The sequence below is a fragment of the Lentzea alba genome, assembly GCF_047445655.1.
Taxonomy (GTDB): Bacteria; Actinomycetota; Actinomycetes; order Mycobacteriales; family Pseudonocardiaceae; genus Lentzea; species Lentzea alba_A.
In genome coordinates, this window is the sequence record NZ_JAJAEG010000006.1 from 183,323 (window position 1) to 195,665 (window position 12,343).

Annotated in this window: 13 protein-coding genes; 5 read left to right on the forward strand and 8 right to left on the reverse strand. The window is 69.9% G+C overall.

From position 1 onward, the window contains the following. The first annotated feature begins 74 nt into the window (after positions 1–74). The gene (locus tag LFM09_RS11830) at positions 75–566 is read left to right on the forward strand and encodes a GlcG/HbpS family heme-binding protein (RefSeq protein ID WP_414096418.1); all 492 of its coding nucleotides are present in this window, start codon (positions 75–77) and stop codon (positions 564–566) included. A 44-nt stretch (positions 567–610) separates the two neighbouring features. Here LFM09_RS11830 and LFM09_RS11835 read toward each other — a convergent pair whose 3' ends face one another. From LFM09_RS11835 to LFM09_RS11850, 4 genes are all read right to left on the reverse strand, one after another. Beyond that, entirely contained in the window at positions 611–1,093 is a 483-nt protein-coding gene (locus tag LFM09_RS11835) for a hypothetical protein (RefSeq protein WP_414096419.1), read from the reverse strand. 471 nt (positions 1,094–1,564) lie between these two features. Next, positions 1,565–2,380: a hypothetical protein gene (locus LFM09_RS11840; RefSeq protein ID WP_414096420.1), complete on the reverse strand. Its 816-nt coding sequence runs from the start codon at positions 2,378–2,380 to the stop codon at positions 1,565–1,567. Continuing rightward, a complete protein-coding gene (locus LFM09_RS11845) occupies positions 2,377–2,577 on the reverse strand; it encodes a hypothetical protein (protein WP_414096421.1) in 201 nt (66 codons plus the stop codon). Before LFM09_RS11845 ends, LFM09_RS11840 begins: the two co-directional genes overlap by 4 nt. Positions 2,578–2,996: 419 nt before the next feature. Beyond that, positions 2,997–3,350 carry a hypothetical protein gene (locus LFM09_RS11850; protein ID WP_414096422.1) on the reverse strand — a complete coding sequence of 118 codons (354 nt, stop codon included), beginning with the start codon at positions 3,348–3,350 and terminating at the stop codon, positions 2,997–2,999. A 71-nt stretch (positions 3,351–3,421) separates the two neighbouring features. On the opposite strand from LFM09_RS11850, the gene LFM09_RS11855 reads away from it, so the two are divergent. After that, complete coding sequence (locus LFM09_RS11855; RefSeq protein ID WP_414096423.1) at positions 3,422–4,246, forward strand: class II glutamine amidotransferase; 825 nt, start codon at positions 3,422–3,424, stop codon at positions 4,244–4,246. Between the two features lie 8 nt (positions 4,247–4,254). Here the strand turns inward: LFM09_RS11855 and LFM09_RS11860 are convergent, their stop codons facing one another. Then, positions 4,255–6,795, reverse strand: a complete 2,541-nt coding sequence (locus LFM09_RS11860; protein ID WP_414096593.1) for a LuxR C-terminal-related transcriptional regulator — start codon at positions 6,793–6,795, stop codon at positions 4,255–4,257. A gap of 172 nt (positions 6,796–6,967) precedes the next feature. Here LFM09_RS11860 and LFM09_RS11865 point away from each other — a divergent pair, with 172 nt between their 5' ends. After that, complete coding sequence (locus LFM09_RS11865) at positions 6,968–7,465, forward strand: RICIN domain-containing protein (protein ID WP_414096424.1); 498 nt, start codon at positions 6,968–6,970, stop codon at positions 7,463–7,465. Between the two features lie 90 nt (positions 7,466–7,555). After that, complete coding sequence (locus tag LFM09_RS11870) at positions 7,556–8,143, forward strand: DUF4360 domain-containing protein (protein ID WP_414096425.1); 588 nt, start codon at positions 7,556–7,558, stop codon at positions 8,141–8,143. Here the strand turns inward: LFM09_RS11870 and LFM09_RS11875 are convergent. Continuing rightward, entirely contained in the window at positions 8,130–9,251 is a 1,122-nt protein-coding gene (locus tag LFM09_RS11875) for an MFS transporter (protein WP_414096427.1), read from the reverse strand. The genes LFM09_RS11870 and LFM09_RS11875 overlap by 14 nt on opposite strands. Positions 9,252–9,299: 48 nt before the next feature. Continuing rightward, positions 9,300–10,403, reverse strand: a complete 1,104-nt coding sequence (locus tag LFM09_RS11880; RefSeq protein ID WP_414096428.1) for a CaiB/BaiF CoA transferase family protein — start codon at positions 10,401–10,403, stop codon at positions 9,300–9,302. Between the two features lie 142 nt (positions 10,404–10,545). Between LFM09_RS11880 and LFM09_RS11885 the strand changes: the two genes are divergently transcribed. Beyond that, entirely contained in the window at positions 10,546–10,962 is a 417-nt protein-coding gene (locus LFM09_RS11885) for an organic hydroperoxide resistance protein (protein ID WP_414096429.1), read from the forward strand. Positions 10,963–11,011: 49 nt separating this feature from the next. Here the strand turns inward: LFM09_RS11885 and hemL are convergent, their stop codons facing one another. Then, positions 11,012–12,343 carry a glutamate-1-semialdehyde 2,1-aminomutase gene (gene hemL / locus LFM09_RS11890; protein WP_414096430.1) on the reverse strand — a complete coding sequence of 444 codons (1,332 nt, stop codon included), beginning with the start codon at positions 12,341–12,343 and terminating at the stop codon, positions 11,012–11,014.

Sequence of the window (12,343 nt, forward strand, 5' to 3'; positions counted from 1 at the left end):
CAACCGATGGGTTGAACCGAGGTTCAACCGTCACCACCAGGTTTCCCGGCTCTGTTCGCGACACCGTTGATGGCATGGACATCAAGAAGATCGCGATCGCCACCCTGGCCGTGCTCACCGTCAGCGGCGCCGGGTACGCGGCAGCCGACCAGCACAACACCACCCGCGCCGAGAAGGTGCTGACCATCGACGCGGCGGTCAAGGCCGCGCAGGCCACCCTCGACGCCGCGGAGAAGGAGAACCAGCGCGTCACCGTGGCCGTGGTCGACCGCAGCGGTGACCTGGTCGTGCTGCTCGCGGGCGACGGCGCGGGCCCGCAGACCGAGGAGTCCGCGAAGCGCAAGGCCTTCACCGCGGTGTCGTTCAACGCGGCGACCTCGGAACTCGCCGGCCGCGTCACGGGTCAGGGCGCGACGCTGCGGGACATCCCGGGCACGTTGTTCCTGGGCGGCGGCGTGCCGGTGACGGTGGACGGCACGTCGATCGCGGGCATCGGGGTCGGCGGCGCGCCGAGCGGTGACCTGGACGAGAAGTTCGCGCGGGCCGGTCTCGCCACGCTGCGGTGAAGCCGGGCGGAGGCCGTCCGCGCGAGGAGCGGACGGCCTCCGGCTCACAGCAGCCAGGCCACCAACGCGCCGCCCACCGCCGTGCCCGTCAGGAACGTCGCGGCCAGCCAGGTGATCGAGGGCCGGTCGTACTCGGGGCCGAACGTGGGCACGAACTCGCCGACCTCGCCGACCGGCATCTGTTCCACCGCAACGACTTCCGAGGCCTCGTTCAGGCGGTGGTAAGCCTGCTTCCACGGACCGATCCGGTCGGCGGGCACACCGCAGGTCAGCAGGAGGTGCTCGATCCGCGCGAACGTCGCCGGCAGCTTCTTGTTCTCCTCCTTGTCGCTGCACAGCTTGTGGATCGTGCTGCGGGCCAGCGGATAGCCGAGCTCCTTGCTGTGCGCGGCCAGCTCGGTGAACGACCGGCCCGACCACGCTCGCACCTTCTTGAGACCGCAGAAGAACGCCGCGGTGGTCCGCATCGTGGCTGGGTCCGGCCACGGCTCGGGGTGCGCGTCAGCACTCCTCGAATTCCTGCCCATGAAGAATTTGCTCCACATTCTGCAAAGGATCCGGACGCAACCTCTCGCACTTGCTCGGAAGTGGCACGGGAATACCACTCGCCCGCGCGAGAGGATCGTGACAGTACACCTCGGTGAGCCACCGAAGAAATCGACATGCCGTACCTGCGCTCCGTGAACACTGACCGGTAACTCAGAAAACGATTCATCCGGATGCCTGTCACACGATCCGGTAAGGAATCCAGAGAAGTCGCAGGTAGAGGCGTTGCAGCCGGTCAAGTACGCCGACAACCGAACCGAAACGGCCGTGCAAGCGTGTAACGTCCGGGCGGCAATGAGCGAATTCGCTCACGCCTCCTCGAAACTCCCGGCCCTGCCTGCATCTTCTGCAAAGGATCCGGACGCGGCACGGGACATCGGGAGCAGGCCCTGCGGGAACAGGGCCTGCTCCCACACAAAGCAGTTGTTTGGTGGGCACGACAACAAAAAGGCTCACCCGGCGAATTCCCCGAGTGGTGCGGAAGCCAGCGCGGTGATCAAGCACAACGCCAGCACGACCACGAACAGCGCGGCCCGGCCGGCCCGCGCGGCGGTCACCGTGCACGCCCGCCCGCGCCGTGGCGTCGTGATCGTGACGGTGAAGAGCACCTTGTCCCGACGCCGCCGCCGGACCGGTTGGGGCGCAACAGAAGCACCGGAGAGGCGGGCGCGAGCCTCGCGCCAGGCCGCGACCCACTCGTCCTGACCCTCGTCGCCGACGCCGCAGGCCCCGACGAACGCGCGGATCTGCTCCTCCCGCAGCGGTAATCGCTCCTGGTTGACCATGTGGTGCGCGGTGCTGCGCGGCAGGTTGTCGCTGCGACGGCCGATGTCGGTGAACGAGGTCCCGGTCTGGATCATCAGCCGCCGCAGCTGGTGGTTGAACTGCTGCGCCGAGTTCACCCGTTGCGCCACGACCAGCGGATCGGGTCCCTGCAACGGGGTGCAGGACCTGCTGGACTTGGCCCGCACCGGCCGCAACGACGGCTGGGTGGGCGGTCCGCTGACCTCGCGCAGCCACCGCGCCACGGCCGCCTTGAACTTCCGGTCGTGCTCGTCGGACGCGGGCAGCGCGTCGTTCATCGCGAGCCACTGCCGGTGGGGGTTGAAGCCCGGCCGGCCCTCCAGGAAGTCCCGGAACAGGCCGGCGTCGTGCCCGCTGGTGGCGGCGAGCCTGGCCGCGGTGGGTCTGCCGGCGAGGTTCCAGCGGCGGACCACATCGGCCTTCAGCGCTGCCGCCAGACCGGCGGCGGTGTCGGGTGCCGTCATGACCGCGGCTGCCGGCCCAGCTGGGACAGCACGACGAAGCCGACCACGATCGCGTTGACGATCACGACGGTCTCCAGGACGACGCTCGCGCTGTGCCCGCGTTCGCTCATCGCCCAGATCAGGGTGATGTTGCCCAGCAACGGGCTGGTGTGCGCCGACAGCTTGCGCAACGAGGGCAGGTTGAACTCGAACAACATTGGTTCGTCCGATCGTTCGGTGACTCTGGAACGGCCCCGTGCGGTCTCATCAGGCGGTGCCAGCCGCTGAGTGATGACTGCCTGCACGGAGCGTGCGGACACATGTTGCACCGAGAAAAGTGAGGCGTACCAGCGAGAACGGGCGTGTCGCGACGACTGTGGACAGTCGCGGACCGTTCACGGGCGTCCAGCGCCGTTCACGAACGTCGGAGTGAACGTCCCACCCCGGTCGTGGACGGAGTGGACGCGCAGGTGGGCGCCGCCGGGTTGACATGGACGCGCTGGATGAACACCTGCGGCGGTACAGGCCGAATACTGTGACGTGCGGTGCGCTTTCACCGCGCCCGCCCGAACCGCGGACTGGGTGACTCTGGACGTGCTCGGGAGAAAGTTCGGTGGCCGGGGGTGCCAGCCTCCGGTCACCGCTCCCGGTCGATGGCGTGCCGCGCCACGTGCCGGCCCGGCTGGGGCCGCTTGCCCATCAGCATCAGGATCACGGACACGATCAGGCCGAACGTCGCGAGCCCGGCGGCGACCGCGCGGGCGGCGGGGTGGTCCAGGATCAGGGTGCAGATCGTGAGCGCCAGCACCAGAGCCGCGATCGGCCCGATGATCGCGATGTCGTGGCGATCCTCGCGCTCCTCGCGCGGTTCGACCGGCTCGATCCGCTGCACGGGCACCTGCGTTTCGATGGTCTCGAAATGCTGCTGGTACGCCGGGGGTCGTAAGCCGGGGGGAACCGTCACGCCCGTCATGCTGCCCGAGAAAGGCACGCCGGAGCAAACCTCGCATTTCAGGTGCGGTACGTGTTCCCATGTAGCGCTGGGTCTGAGGAGGTTTCGACATGTGCCGGTGGCTCGCCTATTCCGGTTCGCCGGTGCTGCTGGAGGAGCTGCTTTACGCGCCGGAGAACTCGCTGGTGATGCAGAGCAAGCACGCGCGCCTCGGTGCGACGGCGGTCAACGGCGACGGGTTCGGCATCGGCTGGTACGGCAGCACGAGCACGCCCGGCCTCTTCCTGAGCACCGAACCCGCGTGGAACGACCGCAACCTGCGCGAACTGTCCGCGCAGATCACGGTCGACCGGGTGTTCGCGCACGTCCGGGCGTCGACGGGCGGGGCGGTGCAGCGGTCGAACTGCCACCCGTTCCGGCACGGCAACTGGCTGTGGATGCACAACGGCCTGGTGGCGAAGTTCCCGCTGGTGCGGCGCGAGCTGACGCTGGCGATCGACCCGGAGCTGTTCCCGCTGATCGAGGGCTCGACGGACTCCGAGATCATGTTCTACCTCGCGGTCAGCTTCGGGCTGGAGCAGGACCCGCTGGGGGCCGTGGCGCGCATGGTCGGGTTCGTCGAGGACGTCGGGCGGCGCGCGGGCGTCGAGTACCCGGTCCAGATGACCGTCGCGACCACGGACGGCTCCACGACCTGGGCGTTCCGCTACTCCAGCCGCGGCAAGTCGCGGAGCCTCTTCCACAGCACCGACGTGTCGACGTTGCGCCGTCAATACCCGGACAACCCGGCGCTGCACAACCTCGCGGACGACTCGCGGCTCGTCGTGTCCGAGCCGCTGGGCGACCTGGTGGGCGCGTGGCAGGAGGTCCCGGAGTCGACCTGCGTGATCGTGCGGCCCGGGGTCGAGGAGGAACTGGCGCCGTTCAAGCCGTAGCCGGCTGCTCAATCCAGGTCGAACAGGCCGGGCAGGTCGTCGCGCCGCAGCCCGAGCTTGCCGTAGAGCCTGGTCAGGTGGTTGCCGACGGTCCTGATCGACAGCGTGAGCCGGTCGGAGATCTCCTGGTTGCTCAGGCCGCGGGCGGCGAGTTCGGCGATCTCCCGTTCGCGGCTGGTCATGGCGGCGACGACGGGTGACTCGTCGAGCGTGCGCAGGATCGGGGTGCGCGCGCCCTCGCACCGCGACGCCAGGGCGCGGGCCCGGCTGAAAGTGCCTGCTTGCGCGGCTGTTTCAGCGGCCAGCAGCGTGGCGCCGAGGGCCTCGAACCGCTTCGACACGGCGAGCAGGTCCGTTTCCGTCGCGTGGGCGGCGAAGCACCGCGTCATCTCGCCGTCGACCTGCTCGGCCAGTGTGGTGAGCCGGTGCCGCAACCCCGGCACGCCGAGCCGGATCCCGTCGTGCAACGCCAGCGCTTCCAACGCCCGGTGCCCTCGTGCCGCAGCCGTGTCCGCTGCGCTGCGCACGAGGCGTTCGGCACGGCTGCGTTCGCCGCTCATGGCCGCGATCCACGCCTCCGCAAGGAGAATCTCGGAGTCGTGCGTGCGGACCATCGGCTGCTTCGCCTGTCGTGCGGCTTCCAGCAGGCTGGAGGCGGCGTCGAGATCACCCAGCCACGCCGCAGCCATCGCGTGGCTCGCGTGACACCACGACAGCAGGCTGCCGAAGTCGTGCTGCCGCAACAGGTCCGCGGCCTCGGCGAACTGGCGGCGGGCCGACGCGACCTGGCCCTTGGCCAGCAACGCGCGGCCCAGCAACGTCGCCCACAACCCGCGCACGTCGTCCGTGCGGCGGCTCGTGGCGGCCGTGTAGCCCTCCTGCGCGAGTGCGTGCATCTCGGTGAGGCGCCCTGCCAGCCACAACGCGGTCGCCTGCCCGGCCTGCAGGTAGTTCACCGACCACGGCACGTCCGCGGTGGCGTTGCGGGCGAAGCTGATCCCGGCCTCGGCGATCTCGATCGCGCGGTCCGTCCTGCCGATCAACGCCAGCGCCGGGATCAGTGCCTGCAACGCCCGCGCACGACCGAGATCCGTGGCGTTCGGCGAAGTCAGCACGGCCTCCGCGACCGCACGAGCCTCGTGCGCGCGACCGTTGAACATCACGATCGACGCCCGGTGTGCGGCGTACTCGTCGTGTTCCGCGCTCGGGCCCACACGTTCTTGTGCGGCAAGAAGTTCCTTCTCGGCCGCGTCCGTCTCGCCGAGTCCCCAGAACAGGTTCGAAGCGGACACGATGGCGCGCCACGGGTTCGGCACGTCGTCGGGCACCAGGTCCAGCACCCGCGCGGCCTCGTCGTGCCGGCACTGCCAGTACAACGCGTCCGCCACCAGCAGGTGCGCGTCCGGGCCGCCGCCGTTCTCCGCCGCGTTGCGGGCGAACCGCTCGGTCGTCCGGTGGTCGAACACGTGCCGGGCCTCGTGGGCGGCGGCCAGCATCGTGGCGGGATCGAGCGGCCGGCCGCCGTCGAGGCTCCAGCCGGCCAACCGGATCAGGTCTCCGCGGCGCCGAGTGCCTGTGCCAGCGAGCTTTTCGGCGAGCCCGGCGAGGATTGCCCTGCGCCGCAACGTTCCCAGGCGGGCTCGCAGCGACTCGCCGTAGAGCGGGTGCGCCAGCCGGAGCGTGACCCGCCCGTCGTGCGCGGTCGCGGCGACCAGGCCGCGTTCTTCCAGCGAGGAGAGCTCCTTGTGGGGCAGGAACGCGAGCTCGAGCGGTTCGCCGACGGCGAGCACCTCCAGCACCGCGCGTTCGGCCGCGGTCAGGCCGACCAGCCGGGCCTCGATCAGCTCGGACAACCGTTCCCCGAACGCGATGTCGCCGTCCCAGCTCCACACCTCGCCCCGCAACGCCAGCCGCCCGCACTCCCGCCCCGCGCGCACCAGTTCGCGCAGGAACAGCACGTTGCCGCGGGTCGCGTGCCACAGCCGGTTCGCGGTCAGGCGGCTCACCTGACCGTTCAGCCCCGCCGCCAGCATCTCCGCGGTTTCCGTGCGGGACAACGGTTGCAGCTCCAGCCGTGCGGCGAGGCCGTCCTTCCACAGCGTCGTCAAGGCTTCCGGGACGGGTTCGCGAGCCCGAACCGTGACGACGACGAAGGCCGCACCGGTCGCGGCGAGCATGTGGATCACGGTCGCCGAGGCGTCGTCGAGCAGGTGGCCGTCGTCCACGAGCAGCAACACCGGGCGGTCGCCGTGGCTCAAGGCGTCGCGCAGGCCCTGCATCAGCTCGACCGTGCCGTCGGTCGCGTCCGCGGCCACCGGGATGAGGTGGATCAACGCGCCGAACGCGATCCCGGACATCGATCGGCTCGCGGTCACCCGTTCCACCACGAAACCACGGGCCCGCGCGCGTTCGGAGAGCTCGGTCGCCAGCCGAGTCTTGCCGACACCGGCCGGCCCGCAGAGCACGACGCCCCGCCGATCCGATCCGCACAGGCTCTCGAGGAGTTCGAGCTCTTCGGCGCGCCCGGTCAGCGGCCAGATGTTCTCCACACCGTTCAATCGCCCACCGAAGCTGTTGCGTAACCGCCCGATCACCCTCCGCTGCGAGAACCATCCGAACGGGGTAGTCGCGCAAGTTGAGTAGTGGCCTACTCACGCGCCGGACGGATCGTTCCCCCGACCTTGGTGCCGTCCAGTTCCACCAACCGCAAGGGGGAGAACCATGAACCAGTGGATGCGTCGTGCGGGCACGTTGCTCGTGCTCGTGCCGTTGTTCGGCACTCCGGTCGTCGCCGAGTCCGCAGAACCCACGTACACGCTCGTGGCCAAGCACAGCCGCAAATGCCTGACGGCGGCCGGAACCGGTGACGGTGCGGCGATCCTGCAGGCGACGTGCGCCGGGCACGCCACCCAGAAGTGGGTGCTGAACAGCGGCGGCACCGTCACGAAGGTCAGGAACCTCACGAACGGCTGCCTCGACCTGTGGGGCAACTCCGGCCGCGACACCGTCGGCGTCGTGAGCTGGTCCTGCTACAACGCGCCGCAGCAGAACTGGCGGCTCAACTGGCGCGGTGGCCGGTACTACGAGATCCGCGCACACGACACCGACCGCTGCGTCGACGTCCCGCACACCAGCACCGCCGAGGGCGTTCCGGTGTACCAGTGGGGCTGCCACATCGGTGACAACGCCAACCAGCAATGGGAGCTGATCCCGGTTTAGAGAGAATCGTCAGGGAAACGTCAGGTAGTTCACCGCTAGCGTCTGGTGCTGCCGCCGCCACTCGAGCACGGACCCCCAGAGAGGTTCCTCATGCTGAGCACGGCAGCGGCAGCACTATTCGCTTTGTCCTCGGTTATTCCCGCCGACACGGCCGAAGAACCCGCACCGGCCATCGAGGTCGTGACGGTCAACGGATCGGGTTGCCCGGCCGGGGACGCGGACGTGAAGACCGAAGGCAGAACATTCAGCGTCGGCTACCACACGTTCCTGGCACGGGCGGGAGGTGGCTCGTCGCCTCTCGACCTGCGCAAGAACTGCCAGATCAACCTGCGGGTGAACGTGCCGCAGGGCTGGACCTACGGCCTGGCGAGGACTTCGTACGAGGGCTACACGCACCTGCAGGACGGTGCGAGCGCTCTGAACAGGGTCAGCACCTACCTGCAGGGCTCGTCGGCGACGGCGGCGGTGAGCCACCCGTTCACCGGGCCGTTCAGCGACAGCTGGGAGACGAACTACCACCCCAACTCGTCCGACGTGCAGTGGGCGCCGTGCGGTGAACGGCGCAACATCAACATCAACGCCGAGGTGCGGGTCAACATCGGTTCGGCGGACCCGGACCGGCTGAACTTCGCGATCGTGGAGTCGAGCAACGGGGCTGTGCGGATCAGGCGCTGCTGAGCACCGGCCTGGCGGTGATCAGGTGGTTGAGCACCGCCGCGACCACCGCCAGGCCACCGAAAACGTACGGCAGCACGGTGGGTGCTCCCCCGCTCGCGAGCACCATGCCGCCGAGCCCCGCGCCCAGCGACGAGCCGAGGTAGATGGCGGAAGCGTTGAGGGACACGGCGACCGGGCCTTCCTGTGGCCTGGCCGCCATCACCCGGTGCTGCTGCGTGGCCGGGCAGCTCCACGCGCTCGCGCCCCACAGGAAGATCAGCAGGCCGGGCGGGCCGACGGGCAGCAGGGCCAGGCTCACGCCCATCACGGTGAGCAGCACGCCCATCAACGTCCTGGTGTCGCGCCAGCGGTCGATCACCACGCCGGTGAGGAGGTTGCCCACGAGGCCGCCGAAGCCCCAGATCACCAGGTAGATCGTCACGTTGTCGCGGCCCAGGATCGGCGCGATGTAGGTGTAGGTGCCGAGGCTGGTCAGCGTGGAGAACACCGTCACCAGCACGATCGACAGGACGTGCCGGTCGGCCAGGACGCTGAGACGTGCTTTGAGTGACGGAGGGGCGGCGGGCGGGATGTCCGGCAGGAGGGTTCTCACGCCGATCATCGCTGTGACTCCCAGTGCGGTGACCAGCCAGAACGTGCCGCGCCAGCCGACGTGGTCCGCGAGCAGCAGGCCGAGCGGCACGCCCGCGACCGTGCCGGAGCTCAGGCCGATGGTGATCAGGGCGAGGGCTCGGCCGCGGCGCTCTTTCGGCACCAGGGCGGCTGCGGTGGCGGCGGACATCGGTGAGTAGAGGCCGGCGCCGAAACCCGCGATCACCCGTGACAGCAACAGGAACGCGAGGGACTCGGCGACGGCGCTCAGGGCGTTGCCGAGGGTGAAGACGGCCAGCGCGGCGAGGAGCACGGTGCGCATCGGCTTGCCGGTAACCAGGGTTGCGGCGATCGGCGAGAGAAGTGCGTACGACAGCGTGAAAACGGTGACGAGCTGGCCGACCGCGGGCACCGGCTGGTTCAGGGAGGCGCTGAGCTGGGGCAGCACGCCGGCGACGACGTACGCGTCCAGGCCCAGCGCCACCATGCCGGGCAGGAGGGTGAGGACCCGGCGCATCACACGCTCCGGGTCTCCGCGCCGGATGCCCGCCGATTCCCCGTCATCTCAGACGCCCCGAACCGCCGTGCTGCCCGCCCATCCGTCAACTCCCCAGTCCTGCAACGCATCCGTCGTGTGCTGACCCACGTACGGCGCGGCTGCCGGGACGACCCTCTGCGACCGTGAGAAGCGAGGCGCGGGTGCGGGCTGGTGCTGCCCACCGACCTCCACGAACGAGCCACGAGCCTGCAGGTGCGGGTGCCCGGCGACCTCGGCCGGGGTCAGAACCGGTGCCACACAAGCATCCGAGTCGGCGAAGACCTTCTCCCACTCCGTGCTGTCGCGGGACAGGAACGCCTCGCCGATCTTCTCCGCCAGCACCGGCCAGCCCGACTCGTCGTACTGGCCGGGCAGGTCTTCGCCCAGACCGAGCTTGTCCAGGAGTTCGCGGTAGAAGTGCGGCTCCACCGCACCGACCGACAGGAACCGCCCGTCCGCGCACTCGTAGGTCGTGTAGAACGGAGCGTCGACGACCGTGACCCGGCCGGGGGTGTTGCGCCACTGGTCGACCAGCACCGACAGCAGCGCAGTGCCCTCGACCATCGCCGCGTCGATCACCTGCCCCTGCCCGGAGTTGTTGCGCTCCAACAGCGCCGCCTGGATCCCGATCACCAGCTGCAGCGCGCCGCCCGCGAAGCTCGACAGGTAGTACGGTGGCGGCGTGGCCGGGGCCTGACCGGGCACCGACAACGCACCCGTGACGCCGAGGAACGTGATGTCGTGCCCCGCCCGCCGCGCCAGCGGACCGTCCTGGCCCCAGCCCGTGACGCGGCCGTAGACGAGCTTCGGGTTGCGCTGCAAGGCGGTCTCGGGCCCGATGCCGAGCTTCTCCGCACTGCCGGGCCGGCCACCCTCCACGACCACATCGGCCTGTGCCACCAGATCCAGCACCACCGCGGGACCGTCCGGGTGCTTCAGGTCGACCGCGACAGAACGCCTGCCTCGCGCCAACGGGTCAGCCGGCGGTTCAACGGGCGCGTCCGGCACCTGAGCCGCGCGGTCGATGCGCAGCACGTCCGCCCCGAGGTCGGCGAGCACGGTCGCGGCGAACGCCCCGGCCACCGACCCGCCGATCTCCAGCACCCGCACGCCTTCCAACGGACCAGGCACAGCCCCTCCAAGAACTCAAGTACGTGAACGCTGCCCACCCTTCCCACGCTCGCGCGCGATGTCCCTACGCGGTCCCGTAGTGCCCTTGCCCGGATGCCGACCTAGCTTCGGCGGCAAAACGATCCTCAGAGGAGCAACGAGAATGTCTGTGGTCTACACGGCGGACGTGACGTCGAGCGGCGACGGCCGCAAGGGCGCGGCAACGTCCTCCGACGGCGCGCTCGACCTGAACCTGGCCGCCCCCAAGGAGGTCGGCGGCAGCGGCGAGGGCACGAACCCCGAACAGCTCTTCGCGGCCGGCTGGGGCGCGTGCTTCCACTCCGCACTGCGCCTGGTCGCCCGCAACGCCTCCGCCGACCTCACCGACAGCACCGTCACGGTCTCGGTCGACCTGGTGAAGGGCGACGACGGCTACCACCTCGGCGCGCGCATCGTGGCCACCCTGCCTGGTCTTTCCCAGGAGCAGGCCGATGACCTCGTCGGTCAGGCGCACCGGCGTTGCCCGTACTCCAAGGCCACCCGCGGCAACGTCGACGTCGAGGTCACCGCGAAGGTCTGAGCACGCGAAAAAAGGGGGATGCCGCACCCGGCATCCCCCTTTTCGTCGATCACGCAGAAGCCGCGGCCTTCGCGGCCAGCGGCAGCGCCGAGGCGATCCGGTCCAGCACGCTGTCGTCGTGCGCAGCGGACAGGAACCACGACTCCAGAGCCGACGGCGGCAGGTAGACGCCCTGGTTCAGCATCGCGTGGAAGAACGCGTTGTACCGGAACGTCTCACTGGCCTTGGCCTGCTCGAAGTCGGTCACCGGCTCCGAGGCGAAGAACACCGAGAACATGTTCCCGCTGTGCTGCAACTGATGCGCCACGCCCTCGCGGGCGAGAGCGTCCGAGATGAGCGCGCCGACCACGGTCGCCGTCGCGTCGAGGTGCGTGTACACCTCGGGCGTGCAGTGCCGCAGGGTGGCGAGACCTGCCGCCGTGGCAACGGGATTCCCGGACAGCGTGCCCGCCTGGTACACCGGGCCGGCCGGGGCCAGATGGGCCATCACGTCCGCGCGGCCTCCGAACGCTGCCGCCGGGAAGCCGCCGCCCATCACCTTGCCGAAGGTGAAGAGGTCGGCTGCCACACCCTCGCGGCCGTACCAGCCGGCGCGCGAGAGGCGGAAGCCCGTCATGACCTCGTCGGAGATCAGCAACGCGCCGTGAGCGGACGTCAGCGCGCGCAGGCCCGCGGTGAAGCCGGGTGCGGGCGGGATGACGCCCATGTTGCCCGGCGACGCCTCGGTGATCACGCATGCGATCGTGTCCGGGTTCGCGGCGAAAGCGGCCTTGACAGCGTCCAGGTCGTTGTAGGGCAACACGATCGTGTCGCTGGCCTGTGCGCCCGTGACGCCCGGAGTGTCCGGCAGGGCGAACGTGGCGACGCCGGAGCCTGCCGCGGCCAGCAGGGCGTCGACGTGGCCGTGGTAGCAGCCCGCGAACTTGATGACCTTGGTGCGGCCGGTGAAGCCGCGGGCCAGGCGGATCGCGGACATCGTGGCCTCGGTGCCGGAGCTGACCAGGCGCACCGACTCGACCGGGTCCACGCGGGCCACGATCTCCTCGGCCAGCAGGACCTCGTTCAAGGTCGGCGTGCCGAACGACGTGCCGTGGGCGATCGCGTCGTACACGGCCTCCTGGACCGCGGGGTGGGCGTGGCCGAGGATCATCGGGCCCCACGAGCAGATCAGGTCGACGTACTCGCGGCCGTCGGCGTCGGTGAGGTACGCGCCCTTGCCGCTCGCCATGAACCGCGGCGTGCCACCGACCGCGCGGAACGCCCGCACCGGGGAGTTCACGCCGCCCGGCACGGTTTTCTGGGCGCGGCTGAACAGCGCGTCCGACTCGGGAGCCGCCGCCGGCTCGCCGATCCGGTCAACATCCACAATGGACAGAGTCAC